18 protein-coding genes are annotated in these 18,779 nt (G+C 64.4%); 12 read left to right on the plus strand and 6 right to left on the minus strand.

Annotated elements, in window-relative coordinates:
* Window positions 1–100: 100 nt before the first annotated feature.
* A complete protein-coding gene (locus HV765_RS14890; RefSeq protein WP_254600580.1) occupies window positions 101–1,888 on the plus strand; it encodes a sensor histidine kinase in 1,788 nt (595 codons plus the stop codon).
* A gap of 18 nt (window positions 1,889–1,906) precedes the next feature.
* Window positions 1,907–3,712, plus strand: a complete 1,806-nt coding sequence (locus HV765_RS14895; RefSeq protein ID WP_175170164.1) for an ATP-binding response regulator — start codon at window positions 1,907–1,909, stop codon at window positions 3,710–3,712.
* Between the two features lie 64 nt (window positions 3,713–3,776).
* Here HV765_RS14895 and HV765_RS14900 read toward each other — a convergent pair whose 3' ends face one another.
* Window positions 3,777–4,796: a hypothetical protein gene (locus HV765_RS14900; protein WP_175170165.1), complete on the minus strand. Its 1,020-nt coding sequence runs from the start codon at window positions 4,794–4,796 to the stop codon at window positions 3,777–3,779.
* A 118-nt stretch (window positions 4,797–4,914) separates the two neighbouring features.
* On the opposite strand from HV765_RS14900, the gene HV765_RS31870 reads away from it, so the two are divergent.
* Window positions 4,915–5,454, plus strand: a complete 540-nt coding sequence (locus HV765_RS31870; RefSeq protein ID WP_245636314.1) for a hypothetical protein — start codon at window positions 4,915–4,917, stop codon at window positions 5,452–5,454.
* Entirely contained in the window at window positions 5,444–6,091 is a 648-nt protein-coding gene (locus tag HV765_RS31875; RefSeq protein WP_254600581.1) for a hypothetical protein, read from the plus strand. The genes HV765_RS31870 and HV765_RS31875 overlap by 11 nt, the downstream gene beginning before the upstream one ends.
* Before the next feature lie 173 nt (window positions 6,092–6,264).
* Here HV765_RS31875 and HV765_RS14910 read toward each other — a convergent pair whose 3' ends face one another.
* Window positions 6,265–7,272, minus strand: a complete 1,008-nt coding sequence (locus tag HV765_RS14910) for a Dyp-type peroxidase (protein ID WP_175170166.1) — start codon at window positions 7,270–7,272, stop codon at window positions 6,265–6,267.
* A 183-nt stretch (window positions 7,273–7,455) separates the two neighbouring features.
* A complete protein-coding gene (locus HV765_RS14915; RefSeq protein WP_175170167.1) occupies window positions 7,456–8,220 on the minus strand; it encodes a MipA/OmpV family protein in 765 nt (254 codons plus the stop codon).
* 132 nt (window positions 8,221–8,352) lie between these two features.
* On the opposite strand from HV765_RS14915, the gene HV765_RS14920 reads away from it, so the two are divergent.
* The 6 genes from HV765_RS14920 to HV765_RS14945 all read left to right on the plus strand — a co-directional run bounded on the left by HV765_RS14920 (window position 8,353) and on the right by HV765_RS14945 (window position 13,348).
* Window positions 8,353–9,021 (plus strand): response regulator transcription factor, encoded by a 669-nt coding sequence (locus HV765_RS14920; protein ID WP_082387035.1) that lies wholly within the window; start codon window positions 8,353–8,355, stop codon window positions 9,019–9,021.
* Complete coding sequence (locus HV765_RS14925; protein ID WP_175170168.1) at window positions 9,018–10,373, plus strand: ATP-binding protein; 1,356 nt, start codon at window positions 9,018–9,020, stop codon at window positions 10,371–10,373. The genes HV765_RS14920 and HV765_RS14925 overlap by 4 nt, the downstream gene beginning before the upstream one ends.
* Window positions 10,374–10,544: 171 nt before the next feature.
* Window positions 10,545–11,171 carry a DUF6088 family protein gene (locus tag HV765_RS14930; RefSeq protein ID WP_254600582.1) on the plus strand — a complete coding sequence of 209 codons (627 nt, stop codon included), beginning with the start codon at window positions 10,545–10,547 and terminating at the stop codon, window positions 11,169–11,171.
* Window positions 11,161–12,213, plus strand: coding sequence for a nucleotidyl transferase AbiEii/AbiGii toxin family protein (locus HV765_RS14935; RefSeq protein ID WP_175170033.1), 1,053 nt, complete (start codon window positions 11,161–11,163; stop codon window positions 12,211–12,213). The genes HV765_RS14930 and HV765_RS14935 overlap by 11 nt, the downstream gene beginning before the upstream one ends.
* A gap of 67 nt (window positions 12,214–12,280) precedes the next feature.
* Window positions 12,281–12,946, plus strand: coding sequence for a GntR family transcriptional regulator (locus HV765_RS14940; protein WP_054422828.1), 666 nt, complete (start codon window positions 12,281–12,283; stop codon window positions 12,944–12,946).
* 39 nt (window positions 12,947–12,985) lie between these two features.
* Window positions 12,986–13,348, plus strand: coding sequence for a hypothetical protein (locus HV765_RS14945; protein WP_175170169.1), 363 nt, complete (start codon window positions 12,986–12,988; stop codon window positions 13,346–13,348).
* A 211-nt stretch (window positions 13,349–13,559) separates the two neighbouring features.
* On the opposite strand, the gene HV765_RS14950 is transcribed toward HV765_RS14945, so the two are convergent.
* From HV765_RS14950 to HV765_RS14960, 3 genes are all read right to left on the minus strand, one after another.
* Window positions 13,560–14,228, minus strand: coding sequence for an RraA family protein (locus HV765_RS14950; protein ID WP_054422831.1), 669 nt, complete (start codon window positions 14,226–14,228; stop codon window positions 13,560–13,562).
* Between the two features lie 36 nt (window positions 14,229–14,264).
* Window positions 14,265–15,230 carry a Bug family tripartite tricarboxylate transporter substrate binding protein gene (locus HV765_RS14955; protein ID WP_175170170.1) on the minus strand — a complete coding sequence of 322 codons (966 nt, stop codon included), beginning with the start codon at window positions 15,228–15,230 and terminating at the stop codon, window positions 14,265–14,267.
* 67 nt (window positions 15,231–15,297) lie between these two features.
* Window positions 15,298–16,173: an NAD(P)-dependent oxidoreductase gene (locus HV765_RS14960; RefSeq protein ID WP_054422833.1), complete on the minus strand. Its 876-nt coding sequence runs from the start codon at window positions 16,171–16,173 to the stop codon at window positions 15,298–15,300.
* A 198-nt stretch (window positions 16,174–16,371) separates the two neighbouring features.
* On the opposite strand from HV765_RS14960, the gene HV765_RS14965 reads away from it, so the two are divergent.
* Together HV765_RS14965 and HV765_RS14970 are read left to right on the plus strand one after the other, a co-directional pair.
* Complete coding sequence (locus tag HV765_RS14965) at window positions 16,372–16,881, plus strand: DUF1993 domain-containing protein (protein ID WP_054423329.1); 510 nt, start codon at window positions 16,372–16,374, stop codon at window positions 16,879–16,881.
* Window positions 16,882–17,130: 249 nt separating this feature from the next.
* Entirely contained in the window at window positions 17,131–18,696 is a 1,566-nt protein-coding gene (locus tag HV765_RS14970; protein WP_175170171.1) for an FAD-dependent monooxygenase, read from the plus strand.
* Window positions 18,697–18,779: the final 83 nt, after the last annotated feature.

The raw sequence follows: 18,779 nt of genomic DNA on the forward strand, positions 1-18,779 counted from the left end.
CTGCTGGCTGGTGTTGTGCGTGGCACCGGCCTTTGCTTCCGCTTCAAGCCCCGCCTCAGCGCCCACACTTGATCCCACTTCCGCCGCCTGCACCGTTCAGGTGCTGTCGGTCTCGGCTGCAAAGCCCGCCCCCGATGGCGGCCGGCCGCCTTCCGCCGACTGGGTGCCGGTCACGTTACCGGACGACTGGAACCTGCGCTGGCCTGGCTATAGCGGATCGGTCTGGTATCGCATCGACTGGCAGCAGGCCTGCGCGGGCGGCCGCCCCGGCCCCGTCGGCCTGACGCTGAAATCGGTTGTGATGGCGGGTGAAGTCTTCGTGAACGATGACTTGATCTGGAGCGACCCTCAGCTGGTGGAACCGCTGACGCGCAGCTGGAACATGCCGCGTTACTGGCGCCTGCCAGACAGCATCGTGCGCGACGGCGTAAACACGTTGTGGGTGCGCGTGACGGGCCTTGCGCAGCAGACGCCCGGTCTGGGCCCGGTGTATCTGGGCGATGCACGCGCCATGCAGGCCATTCAGGAAGATTTGTGGTGGCGCAACCGTTCGCTGTTCATCCTGAACGTGATTGTTTCGAGCGTGTTGGGCGGGTTGTTCTTCTGCATCTGGGTGGTCCGGCGCGAACAGACGACCTATGGCTGGTACGCGCTGATGTCACTGTTCTGGGTGCTGTTCATCTGCAATGTGCTGTTGACCAGCCCCTGGCCCTTTCCGGACACGCTGTCGCTGGCGCGCGCCAACATCATGGCGCTGGTGATGTACGTGCCGTGTTTCTGCCTGTTTACCTGGCGCTTTGGCGAACAACGGTTGCCGCGCATCGAACGGGCGCTGTGGGTGCTGACCGCAGCGCTGCTGGTCATGATGGTGGTCACGCCCGACGACGCGCTGCCCACCGCGCTAAGCGTAGGCGTGCTCGTGCCCGCCGCCATCTTCCTGATCAACTGCCTGCAATTTCCCGTGCATGCGTGGCGGACGCGCCGCCCCGAACACATCATGCTGGCCACCTGCCTGCTGGTGTTTTTTGTGCTCTGCCTGCACGATCTGCTGCAGATGCTGAACCTGACCGCTCCGAGCCAGTCCTCCACGCCCTACTCCAGCGTCGTGGTCACGCTGTGCATGTCGGCCATCCTGGGCTTGCGCCACGCGCGCAACGTGCGGCAAATCGAACGCTTCAACCAGGAGCTGGCCGACGCCATCTTCCAGGCGCGCCATGAACTGGCCACCACGCTGGAACGCGAACACACGCTGGCCATGGCCAACACGCGCCTGCACGAACGGCTGCAAATTGCGCACGACCTGCATGACGGGCTGGGCGGCTCGCTGGTGCGCATGATGGCCATGGTGGAGCAGGCCGACCGGCCGTTGCAAGGCCAACAATTCCTGTCCATGTTGAAGCTGCTGCGCGATGACTTGCGCCAGACCATCGACAGCGGTTCCAGCGCAGGCGTCAAGGTGCCGGCGACGCCGCAGGAATGGGCCGCGCCCCTGCGCCACCGTTTCGTGCAGCTGTTCGACGAGCTCGACCTGGATTCCCGCTGGCAATTCCCGCCGCAATGGCGCACGCCCCCGAATCCGCTGCAATGCCTGGCGTTGACGCGCCTGGTGGAAGAAGCGCTGACCAACGTCGTCAAGCACAGCCGCGCCCGCCGCGTGGCGCTGCACCTGCATCAACCCGAACCCGACCGCCTGGAACTGCGCATTGAAGACGATGGCGCGGGCTTCGATGTGGCGGCGGTGCGGCAGGCGGGCGTCAGCGTGGGCATGCGCAGCATGCACGCCCGCATCGCTCGCGTACACGGCACGCTGGACATCGTGTCGGCGCCGGGCCGGACGGTACTGACCGCCGTATTGCAACTGCGTCCCGCCGCAGCGCAATCGGCCTGAACGGAGCCCCATAGACCTGTGCAGACCGACCTCGGCTCGTCTTCTTCCGCGCCCCCGCCCGCCTCAACCTACGGCGCCCGCATCTTGCAGGTGCAGATTGATGCGCTGCGCCGAAGCTTTCCCTTTGCGCTGGCGGGCTCGCTGATCACCGCCTGCTTTTCGGCCTATGCACTGCACGACGTACTGCCCTTGCACGAAGTGCTGTGGTGGATCGGCGCCACGCTGGCCGTCGGCATCCTGCGCACGGCGGCTGTGATCGCCTACGACCGCCACCGCACCGACCCCACGGCCGCGGCGCGCTGGGTGCGGCGCATGCTGATCGGCAACCTGTGCTCGGGCATCCTCTGGGGCCTGCCGTTTGCGTACTGGACCTTCTTCGTCCCGCTGGAATATCAGCTGTTCTTCATTGTGCTGTTGTTTGGCCTGGGCACGGGCGCCATCTATTCGAACTACATGCTGCTGCCGGTCATGTACGCATTCGAGATCCCCGCCTTTGCGCCCATGTTCATTGCGCTGGCGGTGCAGCCGTCGGCCATCCACCTGGCGTTGGTGACGAGCGGGCTGGCGTATCTGGTCGCCACGCTGGCCTTCATCCATCGCATGAATCGCACGCACCTGGACGCGTTGCGGCTGGGCTACGAAAACCTGGCGCTGCTGGATCAGGTGCGGCAAGAAAAGACCGCAGCCGAACGCAGCGACCTGGAAAAATCCCGGTTCCTGGCCGCCGCCAGCCACGATCTGCGCCAGCCCGTGCACGCCGTCAATCTGTTTCTGGGCCTGCTGACGAGCGAGCCGTTGTCGCGCCACGGCCGCTATCTGGTGGACAACATCGCCAGCGCAATTTCCGCGATGGGCCATCTGTTTGACGCGCTGTTGAACCTGTCGCGGCTGGACGCAGGGGTGATTGAAGCGCGCCGGGAAGCGTTTCCTTTGAACCCGCTGCTGGATCAGCTGCGCGCGGAATATGCGCCGCAAGCCCGCGAAAAAGGCATGTCGCTGCGCGTGCGCGGCAGCGCGGCCTATGTGTGGTCAGACCCGGTGCTGCTGGAACGCGTGCTGCGCAACCTGATCAGCAACGCCATCACGCATGCGTCCGGCAGCCGCGTGCTGGTCGGCTGCCGCCGCGTGGCCGGCCAGTTGCGGCTGGAGGTGTGGGACAACGGCAAAGGCATCCCCAACGCGGAACGTGAACGCGTGTTCTGGGAATTCCATCAGCTGGGTAACCCCGAGCGCGACCGCAGCAAGGGCCTGGGGCTGGGGCTGGCCATCGTGCGCCGCACCGCGCGGCTGCTGGGCCATGCGCTGGCGATGCGCTCTGAAGACGGCCAGGGCACCGTGTTCACGGTGACTGTGCCGCTTGCCAACGCCGATCAGGCCGGCGTGCCGGACGCGGCCACATTGCCCGCCCACCCGCACGTGGAAGGCGACGGCGCCAGCCTGCACGGCCAACTGGCGCTGCTGGTGGACGACGATGCGCAGAACCTTGCCGGCCTGACGATGTTGTTCGAAAGCTGGGGCTGCCGCGTCATTGCCGCCACCAGCGGCAACGCCTTGTTCGATAGCGTGCTGCCGCTGGCCGAACGCCCGGCGCTGATCGTCAGCGACTACCGCTTGCGCGACCACGAAACCGGCATCCACGTCATCGAGCGGCTGCGCGAGGAATACAACGACCCGGAGCTGCCTGCGCTGCTGGTCAGCGGCGACACCGACCCGGCGCGCCTTGCCGAAGCCGCCGCGCGCGGCATTCCGCTGCTGCACAAGCCGGTCTCCGTGCCGGCATTGCGTGAGCGCGTGGCCAGCCTGTTGCAGGCCGCACGCACGTAGTGGAGGTGTGCAGAGAAGGGGGGTGCAAAGAAGGGGGGTGCAAAGAAGGCGCGCGCCAAGCAGATCACCTGTCTAGCGGCCGTTGACTGGCCCGCTCCGCTGGCGCACGCAGCGCCACGCGCAAACACCCGTAGGCGATGGACGCCAACAACAGCACGCCGAAGATTTCGATGGCCACGTTGACGGAAAACCAGACGGGTTCTTCCGCCACGCGCGCGACGTTCGTACTATGCGAAAAGCGGCTGCCACTGGTGACCAGGCGCCCGCTGAACAAGCCGCTTAACACCGCAAGCACGTTGTTGACCGCCACCAGGCCGAAGAACACGCCGACCAGACCCAGCGTGACACGCAGCGGCATCGAGATCGGCGGCGGCTCGGACGCCAATGCGGATTCGGCCGATGGCGGCAACGCCTGGTGCTTCGTGGTCTGCGTGCGGGATTTTCCGGCAACCATTCCGGGGGATTTTCCGCGCGGCTTCTGCTTTTGCATCAGCTGTTGCCACGCCGCCGGGTCCGCAACCGCCTCCGGCCAGGGCTTGCCGAAATAGTCCGACAGCGCGGCAAGATAATCATCGGCCCGCTTCGACCCGGGCTTGAGCAGCCCCGATTGAAAACTAAGCGGGTGCGGCTCGCCGTGCTGATCCACCAGCACCGGCTCAAGATGAACCTGCTCGCCAGCCTTGCCCCGCCGCAAGAACAGACCGCGCACGCCTTCCAGCGAAAACGTATCGGCAACGCGCCGGCGCAGGCCAAAGACATTTCGGGTGATCCGCCAGCCGCGTTGGTCCGGCTGCGACAGCAACAACGATTCACGCACCGGCCACAACCACAGGCCCGCAGGCCCCGCAATGCTCAGCATGGCCAGGCCCAGCATCGCAATGGCTTGCGCCAGGGCGGGCTTGCCATTCAGATTGGCAAAGGGATGGCTGCCCGCCAACAGGTCAGCGGCAAAACCCGCCGGTATGCCCATCAGCGTCACACAGACGATGACCAGCAGCGCGATCATGGGCCGTTGCCGCAGGTGCACGCGCATCACACCCGGGGCGGGCGCATCGATTCGATAAGAGATCAGCGTGTCGGTCATCGAAGACAAAGCCGGTTCGGCGCAATCGGAAACCCTGTTTTTACACTAGTTCAGGTGACCTGATTTTGGCGCTGCACGCATTACACTCAAGCTCTTTTCCTACAGACAGGCCGCCCCTTTGCGCGCATCCGCTGACATCATAGAAGGCCCCATCGACAAACTGCGCGTGGCGGTGCCCGCCATTCGCGGCAATGTTCACTTGCGCGTGAACGGTGTGCCCGTGTTTGGCGTCATCCAGGAAGCGCCCGTGGTCCATACGCTGCGCCGGGTGCACGAAACAGGCCGGCCGGCGTTTGTTGGCGTCATTCAGGATGAACATGGCAAGCGCCATTTCAGCTGGCTGATCACGCCGCAAGGCCCTGGCGTGCCGCCGCGTTATTACCGCGACGAGTGGCGCCGTGGCGGCCGTCAGATCGGTATCGGGGCGCTTGTCACCGCGGTTGCGCTGGCAAGCGCGTGGCTGCTGGGCGTGTCTTCGTTTCCGCGCACCTTGCTGATGACGCTGGCGCTGGCGGTGGCGCTGGTCGCGCTGCTGTTGTCGGGCCTGACCGCCTATGGCCTGTGGAGCGCCCTGCGCCATCGCCGCGCCATTTTGCAAAGCGAAGCGCAATACCGTCAATGCGCGCAGACCTATTCGCCAGGAAGCCATGTCCGCTGACCTGCCGTCCATCCAACGCATCAGCGGCACGCTGCATGCCTTGACGCACGAGGCGCACGTCGGCGCCAACAAACGGCCCAGCTACGGCATCTACCGCTTTTTGATCGGGCATCAGCCCTATGTGATGTACGCGGGCGAGAACTTTGGCAATGCGTTGCCTTTTCTGGCCGAAGGCGACCAGGTCGACATCGCCGCACACGACGCGCCGCTTGCCAGCGACGATCCGCACCGGCTCGTCTATGCGATGCGCAATCTGGAAGACGACCGGGTCTATGTCAGCCACCGTGTCTTCCGATTCATGCATACCGACATCGGACCGGTGGGCGTGGGGCCGGGCCAGCGCACGCCGATGCTGAAACTGATCGGCTGGCTGCTGCTGATTACGTGGCTAATCTTCGTGGGCATCGTCTACACCACAGGCACGCCGCAGACGCTGGCGGAACTGCCCGAACTGGCCACCGTCATTGGCGGCGGCATGCTGATCGTGTGGCTCGTCTTCGCCCTGCCCTTGCTGTTCCTGGACACCCGCTGGCGGCTGGGCAAGCCCACGCGGCGCCAGCGCATCCTGGACCGCGTGTACGCCACCTTGAACCTGGGCACGCCGTTCGCGCCCACTGCGCGCATCGAAGAACTGTAGACGTTCAGAAGTCGAACAGCGCTGGCAACGGCATCTGGGCCTATGCCAGCCGCCTCGCCAGCATCGCAAACGACGGGACGGACGCGCGGATTTCAGCTGCGCACCGCGGCCTGGCTTGCCGCCAGGTGCAGCACCCTGCGGCGTCTACCCCTGCGGTGTCAGCCCCTGCGGTGTCAGCCCGCATCCACGGCGGGCGCCGCGGCGGCTGCCGGCGCCGCTTCCGATTGAGTTGCGGCGGCCTCGCGCCCCGCCAGTTCTTCCAGCAGATCCGCCGACGGCACAAAAAACAGGCTGCCCGTCACCGCGCGGCTGTAGTCCAGCAGGCGGTCGTAGTTGCCGGCGGGGCGGCCCACGAACATGTTTTCAAGCATCTGTTCGATCGGGGCGGGGTTGCGCGCGTAGCCGATGAAGTACGTGCCGAATTCGCCCATGCCCGCGCGGCCAAAGGGCATGTTGTCGCGCAGGATCTTCACTTCTTCGCCGTTCTCTTCCAGCGTGGTCAGCGCGCTGTGAGACGACGCGGGTTTGATGTCGTCGTCCAGTTCCACGTTCGACAGCTTGTGGCGGCCGATGATGCCTTCCTGGCTTTCGACGCTAAGCGAATTCCAGCCCGCCATGTCGTGCAAGTACTTCTGCACAAGCACGTAGCTGCCGCCGGTAAAGCCGGGGTCTTCATCGCCGATCATCGTGAAGTGGACGGCCTCGCGCCCTTCGGGGTTCTCGGTGCCATCCACAAAACCGATGATGGCGCGGCGGTCAAAGTAGCGAAAGCCATGCGTCTCGTCGACGACAGTCACCGCATCGCCCAGGCCATTCATCAGCAAGGTGGCCAGTTCAAAGCACATGTCCATGGATTCGGCGCGGATGTGCAGCAGGATGTCGCCCGGGGTGGACACCGCTTGACGCGTGCCTTCGCCGAACACCCGGAACGGATGCAGCGCGGCGGGCCGCGGCTGCCCGAACAGCGTGTCCCATGCCTGGGAGCCGAATGCGCAAATACAGGACAGGTTTTCCGACGGCGAACGCGTGCTGACCGTGCGGGTCAGCGTGGCGACGTCTTCACACCACGCGCGCACCGTGGCGGCCGCGTCGGCGCCCGGGTTGAGCGTGGCGACGAGAAAGATCGCGTGGCGCGTGTTGGGGCTGTGGACGGCTTGGGGTTCAGGCGGGAAGTCGGACATGGGGGCTAAGGCTCAAGACGTGTTGACGGATGACAGGCGGAAATTGTATCCGCCTGTCCGTGTTTGCCAACGGCCCTGGCCTGTGCCTGTACCCTGGCCTGTGCCCTGTGCCCTGTGCCCTGTGCCTATGCCTATGCCTTCCCCTCCCCGCCGGCTTCCCGGCATTCGCCTGTACGCCGGATCTTAAAAGCGGTACGCGACTCCCACCGAACCAAACAGGTTCGTCTTGCGTTCGGTCAGCGGGCTGTCGCGCGCGTCACCCAACAAGGTCGACACACCAATGGACGACACAGTGCTCCAACTGGGGTTGATGCGATACGACCACGTTGTGAACAGCGCAGCCGACTTGAAGCCCGAGGACGGGCTGTAGGTGGACAGGCCCGCCTTGCTGCGCGCCGCCTGCGACGACGTCACGCCGTACCAGGTCTGCATGGCGTCCTGGTTGGCCCATTCCGTGCGCACGCCGACCTGCACCGTGTGCTTCTCGGTCATCAGCGCGGCGTAGGACGCACGCAATTCGATGTTGCCGCCGTAGCCGCTGCGTGCCGCCTGCTTGTAGCCCGCGCCCAGCGAATACCGGCCCGGCCGCCATTCCACATAGGCGCCGTAGGCGCCATGGAACTTGATGTCGTCCAACCCCTTGGTAAGGTCGGCGTCGTCGGCCTTGCGGCCCAGGCTCATGCCCACGAAGACGCCTGCGTCCAGGTCGGACGCCAGCGACGTCTTCAAGCCCATCGCCGGCAAACCCATGCGCGGCGTGATGAAGAAATTGCCCGAGTGGTAATTGATGAGCGGCACGGGCAAGGCCCGGTACTCGCTCGACCCTTCATAAACCGGGACCACTCCGACCCCTAATCCGATGAAGTTTGTGCTCTGCGCGTGCGCGGCGCCTGCGCCGCTGATTGCCACGCCTGCCGCGAGGCCGCTTGCTACTATACCCATCCGCATCCGGACTTCCTTCCGTTCTATTCACTGGCCGTGGGGCGACCGCCCCCGGGAATGGGCAGCATTGTCCCGAGCAACTTTTAATAATTCTTTAAGACTCCGCCGCCACGCGCCGGAGACGGCGTTGGAGTGTGTTTGCGTATCCTGCTTGTAGAAGATGACCCCATGCTGGGCGACGCCTTGCGCGCGGGCCTGATTCAAGATGGCGCCGACGTGGACTGGGCGCGCGACATGCCCCAGGCGCACCTGGCGCTGGTGGACCACGGCTACCACGCCGTGCTGCTGGACCTGGGGCTGCCCGAGGGCAGCGGCCTGACCTTGCTCAAGACCTTGCGCGCCCGTTTCGATACCACGCCCGTGCTGATCATCACGGCGCGCGACCGCTTAAGCGAACGCATCCAGGGCCTGGACGCAGGCGCCGATGACTATCTGGTGAAACCGTTTCAGCTGGATGAGCTGCTGGCGCGCCTGCGCGCCGTGCTTCGGCGCAGCAGCAACAGCGTGGTGTCCGCACTGCGCTGCCGCGACGTGGTGCTGGAACCCGCGCGCCGCATCGTGACGCAAGGCGGTGACGAAGTCTCGTTGAGCGCACACGAATATCACACGCTGCTGGCGCTGATGCAGCGCATGGGCCACACCGTCAGCCGCGATCAGCTGGAAGTGGCCGTGTATGGCAGCAGCGGCACCATCGAAAGCAATACCGTTGCGGTCTACATCCATCAATTGCGCCGCAAGCTGGGCGACGGGCTGATCGAAACGCAGCACGGTCTGGGTTACCGCATCGTGCCGGACAGCGCGCCATGACCACACTGCGCCGGCGCGTCGCCATCACCTTGCTGCTGGCCATGCTGGCCACATGGGCCACGGTCTTTACGCTGATCTACCTTGAGCAGACGCGCGCCGAGACCGGCATGTCGGACCAGAACCTGCGCGACGGCGCGCAGAAAGCGCTGATGTCGCTGCCCACCAGCCTGATGCAGACCGGGCGTTCTGGCGAAGACCGCTTTGAACTGCCGGTGTCGACGCCTTTCGATGGCGAGTCCCTCAGCTTCCAGGTGTGGTCCCTGGATGACAAGCGGCGGCTCGTGCAATCCCCCTGGGCGCCCGACGAGCCGCTGGTGCCCGACTTTCGCGATGGCTTTCACGACGTCACGCTGGCCGGCGCACCGTGGCGCGCCTATGCGGTGTCAGACGCCGATGGCCGCGTGCAGGTGCAGTTCGCCAAGTCAGCCGCGAAATTGCGGCGTGACACCGCCACACGCATGGGTAGCGGCCTGGCTTTCCTGAGCGTGCTGTTTGTGGTGCTGACCGGGCTGACGTGGCTCGTGATACGTCGCGCCTTCCGCCCCGTGGACCGCGCGCGCGAGGCAATACTCAGCCGCACGGGCATGGACCTGACGCCACTGCCCACGCAGAGCATGCCCGGGGAATTGCAGCCCTTCATCGCATCCATCAATGATCTGCTGGGGCGCTTGTCGGCGTCGTTGGAACGCGAGCGGCGCTTTCTGGCCGATGCCGCGCACGAGCTTCGAACACCGCTTGCCGCATTAAGCGCCTATGCCGAGCTGGCGGCGCGCAGCGATACCGCAGCAGCACGCGAACAGGCCGTGTTGAAACTGCGCGACGTCGCTACCCGCACCACCCGTCTGGCCGAACAGCTGCTGGATCAGGCGCGCATGGAAGCCCAGGTCGACGGCGCTGCCGAACCCGTTGCGCTGGAACGCCTGGCGGAAATGATTGTGCGCGACAACGAAGGGTTGGCGCATCGCAAACACCAGCGCATCAGCCTGGACACCCAAGCGGCAGAGGTGCGCGGCGGCGTCGACGCGCTGGGCGTGCTGGTGCGCAATCTGCTGGACAACGCGTTGCGCTACACGCCAGACGGCGGCCGCGTGTCGGTCGCGTGCGGGCCGTTGGACAACGGCGGCGCCTGGTTGACGGTGCAAGACAACGGGCCGGGTATCGCACCCGCCGAACGCGAACGCGTGTTCGACCGCTTCTACCGCAAGCCCGGCACGGCGGAACGCGGCAGCGGCATCGGCCTGTCGCTGGTGGCGCAAATTGCCGCCAGCCACAATGCGCGCATCGAATGGGGGCCAGGCCTGGATGGGCGTGGTGTAGGCATCACGATCACGTTCGCAAGCGGCGGCGCGTAAACCACAACCCGCCGCCGCGAACTTCGCCACGGTCTTCAAACGCCTGTTCGGCGTATCGCCAAGAAACGTGCGGCTGCACGGGTGAACCGCCCCTGATTTTTCACGACACACCCACTTGTGCGACGTTTCCCGACTTGAAAATGTCAGATATTTTTCTATAATCTGACATACTTGCGCACCATCGCACAAATCCTCTCAATGAAATCCCTGCCCAAAACCATCCTCGACGTTGCCCTGTCCCTCCCCGAGGGCGGCACCGTATCGCCTCGTGAATTCCTGCATCTGGGATCTCGCGCGGCCGTGGACCAAGCTTTTTCCCGCTTGAGCAAGGCAGGAGAATTGCTGCGAGTAGGCCGTGGCGTGTACGCCGCGCCAGTCGCGGGCTCGTATGGCAAACGTGCGCCCTCCCCCGAAAAAGTGCTGCACGCGCTTGAAGCGCAGACGGGCGAAGCGTTTGTGCCCCATGGCGCGACCGAGGCCAATCGCCTTGGGCTCACCACACAGATGCCTATCCGCAAGGTCTATCTGTCTTCGGGGCCTCGCCGGGTGCTTTCCTTCGGCAAGAACAACGTGCAGGTGGAACACGTGCCGCCCGCCAGTTTTTTCCTTCGCAAAGAAGAGGCGGCGGCGGCGGCTCGCGCCATTGAATGGCTGGGGCCTATTGCCGCGCCAAATGCCCTGCGTACCCTGCACCAAACACTTTCCCCCTCAGCCTGGGCGGCGCTTGTGGGCGCCCGCCGGCGTTTTCCTGCATGGATGTCCAAGGCCGTGGGCCTTGAGATGGGCTGTGCTGCCTAGCTTTCTTCAGCAGCCTTCTGGTGATCGGCGCGAAGCCCTGCAATACGGAAGCGACCAATCAGGGCGCTTACCGGACTTGCTTGAGAAGGACGTCTGGGTCGTTTGGGGTCTTCAAACCATTTATGGTTCGCGCCTTGGGCCAAGCCTTACCTTCAAGGGCGGCACCTCGCTTTCCAAGGCCCACAAGATTATTGACCGCTTCTCCGAGGATGTGGACCTTACGTATGACATTCGCAGACTGATTCCCGCTCATACGGAATCAGGCGCCATCCCCGCCACGGCCAGCCAAGAAAAGAAGTGGCGCGCACGCATTGATGTTCTGCTGCCCGAGTGGATCGAAACCGAATTCATCCCTACCCTTCAAAGCGCGTTGACGGCGCAGCAGCTGACGGCAGAAATCAAACCGTATGCCAGTGCAGGCAAGGGCGAAGACAAAGTACTGCTGCGCTATCCGAGCGCTTTAGATGCAAGCGATAGCGCTTACGTACGGCCTGCCGTTCTATTCGAATTCGGCGCTCGCGCAACGGGGGAACCGCACGCGGTGATGCCGGTGTCTTGCGACCTGGCCAGCGTTGACGCCTTGAGCCGCCAATTCAGTTTCCCGGCCGCAGCGCCTTTGGTCATGAGCCTGAGCCGAACCTTCTGGGAAAAGGCCACGGCTGCGCATGTCTACTGTCTGCAAGCCCGCTTGCGCGGCGAACGATTCGCCCGCCACTGGTACGACCTGGCAGAGATTTACCGCCATCCGCATCAGGCCGTCTTTGATGACCACGCCGTAGCGGCTTTGGTCGCCACGCACAAATCCCGGTTCTATGCCGAGAAAGACGCCACTGGCATCCCAATCAATTATCACGACGCCGTGGGCGGCGGCCTGACGCTGATCCCTGAAGGGGCAGCGCTCGTAACCCTGCGCGACGACTTTGAACGGATGACCAACGCCGGATTGCTCGCGGAGAATGCGGCCGGGTTTGATGACGTCATGACCCTATGCGCCGAAATCCAGAGCCACGCTAATCGGGTCTTCTCAAGGCCTAGAACGTGAGCAGACTTGGGCGCTCCTTCGGGTATAGTCTGGAACTCTTCGCGCCCTCCAGGAAAGCTTCGCCACCATGACCAGCGCCCGCGACCTTGTCTACGGGGAACTCCGCCGACGGCTGATGTCCGGCGTGTTCCTGCCTGGCGAGCGCTTGCGTGAAGAGCATATTGCGGCGGAGCTTTCGGTTAGCCGGACGCCGGTGCGCAGCGCCATTGAACGCTTGATTGCCGATGGGCTGGTCAAGCGTGAAGGGCGGCGCGGCGCGGAAGTGTTGGGCTGGGTGGATCGTGACATCAACGAAGCGTTCGAGCTGCGTCTGCTGCTTGAACCCTATGCCGCCCGCAGCGCCGCCGAGCGCGCCACGCCCGAACAGATCGACCATCTGGAACAGATCAACCAGCGCATGCTGGACGCGATTCTTTCCGACGACACCGACAAGGTCGCCCGCGTGCAGCATTGCAATAATCTTTTCCATCACGCCTTGCTGGATGCGGCGCAATCGGCGCGCGTGCGCACGATGGTTGAGAATCTGCTGGACATGCCGATCATCATCGGCTCGTTCTATTTCTACACGCATGACGACATGCTGCGCAGCGTGGAGCATCACCGCCAGATCATCGCCGCGTTGCGCGCGCGCGATCCGGCGTGCGCCGACATCGCCATGCGCTTTCACCTGACCACCACGCACCTGCTTTTTCGCAGCCAGCGCAAGCCGCCTGCGCCGACGCCCACCGCGTGACACGGCGGCTGATTTCAGCGCCTTTTTTGATTCGTTCCCATGTATTCGCCCCAGATCCTCGTCGCCCTTTTCGTCCTGCTGCTTGCCGTCGTCATTCCGCTGATTGCGCTGATGGTGCGGGTGGTGGAACTGGTTCGATGGCAGACCCAGCCCTATTCGCCCACGCGTGGCGAACGTCCGCGCTTCGCTGGGCCGCTGTTGACGCTGCTGTTCAGTTGCCTGGCAGTCAGCGACTTCACGGACTATGAGCCGTTTCGCACCATCGCCGAAATGAATCCGGTACCGCTGTCGGCGCGCGCGTATTTCACAGTGGCGATGCTGGTGCTGGCGGTGCTGTCGTGGGCATATGGCGGCGCGATCTTGGATCGCATTCTGGGCCGTGCGAAAAACGATAAGGGCTGAAGGAAACAAAATGGGCTGAAGGGCGCACGCAAGCGGCGGCCCTTCAGCCCTTCAACGGTTCCGACATTCCGCGGTTCTGCGGTTCTGCGGTTCAGCTGTTCTGCGGTTCAGCTGTTCTGCGGTTCAGCTGTTCTGCGGTTCAGCCATTCAGCCATTCAGCAGTTCAGCCGTTCAGCCCTTCAGCCGTTCAGCGATGTCTATCGCCAGGCCCTTAAGGCTTCCAGCCCTGCGCCTTCATCCGCGCGTCGATCCACGACGTGTCCAGCGTGCCGGCGGCGATCTGCGCCAGCATCTGTTCTTCCACTGCGTGCTTGGCGGATGCGGCTTCGTACAGCGCTTCGACCTGGTCATACGGCAACGACAGCAAGCCGTCTTCATCGCCCAGAATCAAGTCGCCCGGTTCGATCGTCATGCCGTCCAGCGAGATGACGGCGTTGATTTCGCCGGGGCCATCCTTGTACGGCCCGCGGTGCGTCACGCCCGCCGCATACACGGGGAAGGCGCTGCGGCGGATCGTGCCGCAATCGCGGATCGCGCCGTTGATCACGATGCCGGCCAGGCCGCGCGTTTGCGCATAGGTCGTCATGATTTCACCGATGATGGCGTTGGTGAGGTCGCCACCGGCATCCACCACCACCACATCACCCGGCTGAGCCAGTTCCAGCGCCTTGTGCACCAGCAGGTTGTCGCCGGGACGCGTGCGCACCGTCAGCGCGGGGCCCGCCAGCGGATGGCCGTCGTGCATGGGCCGCAGGCGTGCGCCGCCCGCCGTCATGCGCGACATGCAGTCGCTGATATTGGCAACAGGAATGCGGCGGAATTTCTCGACGAAGTCGCTGCTGACCGCGCGCTTGCGCGGGTGGATTTCAAAACCGATCATGGGTGGCTCCGATGGCGTTCAGGGGATCTTGCAAGATCATTGTTTGGGGATGCCGGCTTCCTGCACGACCTTGCCGAAGACGTCGTGGTCGGCGCGATGGCGCTTGCCCAGGTCGGCAGGTGTGCCCGTCATGACGCTATAGCCCGAGTCTTCCAGCTTCTTCACCACATCCGGATTCGCTTGCGACTTGTTCAGCGCCTGGTTCAGCGTGGCGACCACATCGTCCGGCGTCTTGCCCGGCGCCATCAGCCCCCACCAGATGGTTTGGTTGATGGTCTTGAAACCGCTTTCCGCAAAGGTCGGCACGTCGGGCAAGGCGGGCGAACGCGCGTCGGCCACTACCGCCAGCGCGCGCACTTTGCCGCCGCGAATCTGCGGCAACAGCGATGCGACGGAACCGGTGTAAAGATCAATGCGGCCGCTGGCCAGATCGGGGAACGCCTGCGACCAGCCGCGGTACGGCACGTGCATCAGTTCCATGCCGGCCGCCTTGCGCCACAGATGGCCAATCAAATCGCCGCTGCCGCCAATGCCGGGAATGCCCAGCGAGACCTGGCCCGGGCGCGCCTTGGCGGCCTTGACCACATCATCCAGCGTCTTGTACGGCGACTCCGGCACCACCACGAACACGCTGGGTGAAGACGCCACCAGACCCACCGGCTTGAAGTCCTTGAAGGTGTCGTAGCTGAGCTTGTTGTACAGCCACGGGTTCAGCACGATGTTGTCCGTCTGCGCCATCACCAACGTGTGGCCGTCCGGCTTGGCGCGCGCCGTGGCGTCCAGCGCCAGGTTGCCGCCTGCGCCTGGCTTGTTTTCCACGACGATGTTCCAGCCCGTGTCCTGCGCGATGGCCGAACCGATCATGCGTGTCAGCGTGTCGGTGCCGCCGCCCGGCGGAAAGGGCGAGATCAGGGTGATCGGGGCCGAGCCCATGTCGGCCGCGCTTGCTGCGGCCGAGGCGACGAGCAGCGTGGCCGTCAGCAGTGTTTTCAGGGATGTCATTGTCTTCCTCGCTTGTGTTTTGAAATCGGGCAGCCCTCTGCGGGGCCGGCCCTGTCTATCTGATCGATCAGGATTGACGCGCCAGCGGCGTCAACCACGCCAGCCGGTCGGCAACCGAATCCGGCACGTTGAACGAACCTGCTGCGCGGGCCGCTTCAATGCCTTGCGTGGTGCGGGCGAACAGGCGCTCAACGCCGTCCAGCACCAGCGGCTGCAAGCCGGCTTCCACCAGTTGTTCGCGCGCTTCGCGCACTTCGGCCAAGCGGCGCGGCGCGTGCAGCACGTGCGAGCGGACGAAGGAATCAACGAAGGTCGTCAGCGGCGTGCGGTCCATATCGGACAACACTTCATACAGCGATGCGCGCAAGCCCATGCTTTCAGCGGCGACCAGGCATTCGACGGCCAGGCTTTCCATGCCCTTGGTCAGAATGCTGCGCAGCAGTTTCAGGCGCACGGCATCGCCCGCCTCGCCATCGATGGCTTGCGCGGGCGCGCCGCAACCGGCCGTGAACGCGGCCACCGCAGGGGCGCCCGTGCCGGCGCACAAGAGCGGCGTGCGCGCGCCCAGCAAGGCGATGGCGCCCATGATCGCGACGTCGGTAAAGGGCACGCCCAACTGCGCAGCGACCTCGGCCGCCGCGCGCATGTCACCCGAACTGGCGGTCGTGAAATCCGCATAGGCGGCATCTTTGCGCAGGTGCGGCAGCGCCTGTTTGGCGACTTCAAGCGCGGCGTGGCCGAACACGGCTGACACGACAATGTCCGCCTCGGCCAGCCACGGGCCGGCTTCGGCGTGCAGCACGCTGCCATGCGAGGCGGCGCGCGCCTGCATCTCGGCGTCCTGGCGCAATTCGCCGATACCCACAATGACATGCCCGCCCGCCACCCACTCACGCGCGTAGCAATCGCCGACTTCTCCACAACCTATCAGTGCAATTTTCATCTTCATAAATACAAAAAAAATACATACAGCGTTATAGCCCGGGAGAATTTGACCGTATAACTCGTGTAAACCCTAGGTTTCCCCAGTTTTTGGAAACATTAAAAGTACAAGAAACCCCGTCATCGATTGCTGGTAGTCTTGCCCTCAGCCGCGCAGGCCCTGCCCGCGCCCGCCTTCAACATTTCAGCGAGACACCTCATGACCGCCCCCCTTTACGACGCCTCCGTCCCCGTCATCAAACAAATGCTGTCCGCGCTGTCGGACGTGCTGAAAAAGGCCGAGGCTCACGCCACCGAGAAAAACATCGACGCGTCCGCCTACCTGGGCGCCCGCCTGTACCCGGACATGTTCCCGCTGTCGCGCCAAGTGCAGATCGCCACCGACTTCGCCAAGGGCATTGCGTCCCGTCTGGCTGGCGCCGACGTGCCGTCGTGGCCGGATGGCGAACCCACGTTTGCCGAGCTGCAAGCGCTGATAGCCAAGACGCTGGCGCACGTGGGCTCGTTCAAGCCGGAACAGTTCGAGCAAAGCGCCTCGCTGGAAATCGTGCTGCGCCCCGGCACGCCGAAGGAAAAGAAGCTGTCGGGCAGCGCCTACCTGCTGCACTATGGTCTGCCGCAATTCTTCTTCCACGTCACGACCGCCTACGCGATCCTGCGCCACAACGGCATTGAAGTCGGCAAGCGCGACTACATGGGCGCGTATTGATGCCTGAGCGCGTCGGCGGCTGACGCCGCACACGTAAAGAAGGGCCGCGAATCACAGATTCGCGGCCCTTTTCATTGGCACTCAGCGCCTGGTGCACGCGCACCGGTTCGCTTTTTCCTCGGCCATCCGACGGGTGCGCACGGCGTTGACGGTGCGCACTTGCTTCGCTCTAATCGCCAGACGCGACGCCGCATGACGCACCACCCGCCTACGCTCTTCCATCGCTGCCCCCGCCCAGGGAGTTCCAAGATGATCGCCACCCCCGTTCTGATCGTAGGCGCCGGCCCCGCCGGTTTGCTGACCGCCGCGGAGCTCGCCCGGCGCGGCGTCGAATGCCTGCTGATCGACGCGCACGAACAACCCATGGACTGGGACCGCGCCACCGTCGTGCATCCTCGATCACTCGAAATCCTGGACGCACTGGGTATCGCTGAACCCCTCTTGCAGGCAGGCGTCAAGCAGCGCCACGCCCATATCCATGCCGACGGGGCCGTGTTGGGCGACATTGACCTGTCACTGTGCGGCAGCCGGTATCCCTTCAATATCGGCATTTCTGAAGAAGTGACTGAATCCATTCTTCACGATCATCTTGTCGCCCTTGGCGGGGCCGTCACGCGCGCGACCACGCTGGTGGATTTGCAGGTGCAATCCGATGGCGTGATTGCCACCCTCGAACACCACGGCGAGCGCTCGCAGGTTCACGCGCAATGGGTGGTGGGATGCGATGGGCACCGCAGCACCGTGCGCACGCTGATGGGCATTGAACAAGACGGCCACGACATTCATCAGCCCTGGGCCGTATTCGACGCGTCCATTGCCGCGTGGCCGATGTCTTACGAAGCGAACTATGCCTATCTGGACCCGACGCCGGTCATTCTGACGGCGCTGCCCGGCCGCCGATGGCGCGTGTACCTGCGCCCTGCCTCGGCGGATTCCGATCTGGTGGCCGACGCGCTGGTCACGTTGCAACGCTATCTGCCCGACGCGCGCTTTGACGACGTCTCGCATCCCACACGATTCGATTGCCATGCCAAGGTTGCGCAGCAATTCCGGTCTGGCCGCGTGCTGCTTGCCGGCGACGCCGCGCACACGTGCAGCCCGGCGCAAGGGCACGGCATGAATACGGGGCTGCAAGATGCCTACAACCTGGGATGGAAGCTTGCGCTGGTCTGCCAGGGCCACTGCGCCGAGACGTTGCTGGATAGTTATCACGCCGAACGCCGGCCCGTGGCCGACCAGGTGATGGCATCGGGTGATGCGGCCGAAAGCGCGCAGTCGGTCAAAGGGCAACGCGCCCGCCATGAACGGGACATGGCGATCCAAGCGGCGTTTGCCGACCCCGACACCCGGCACCATGAAGCGGTGGCGGAGGCCGAACTGGATATCGACTACGCTGGTTCTCCCATCGTCATGGGCGAGCCGCAAGCCGCGCTTTGGCCGGGCCAGCGTCTGCCCGACCAGATCTCGCTTGCTTTCGCGGACGGAAGTACAGGGCGCTTGCATGCTTGCGCCTATCGCGTGGGCCATACCGCCGTGTTGATCGGCTGCGCCTACACAAACGCAGACGAGCTGGCGCGCGTGCGCCGCGAGATGGAAGCGCTGTCGGGCGGCCCCATCATCGAACAAGTCGTCGCGCTGAGTGCGAACGCCGGCGTGGCAGGCGCGGATGCGTACCTGACATCTGACGTTGCCGACACGCTGGGCGTGCGCGGCATCGTGCTGCTGGTCATCCGGGCGGACGGCCACGTAGGCCTGCGAGCCGGACAAGACCATGCCAAAGCCTTGGCGGCCTACATCGACCGCTTGCGCACCTAAGGGTTATTACCGATCCCGGTGATGTCGATTTGGGTGTCCGCTGAACGTCGTAGCAATACGACCCACTCATTCAAGGCGGACAC

This window comes from Achromobacter kerstersii, from assembly GCF_902859595.1.
GTDB lineage: Bacteria > Pseudomonadota > Gammaproteobacteria > Burkholderiales > Burkholderiaceae_B > Achromobacter > Achromobacter kerstersii.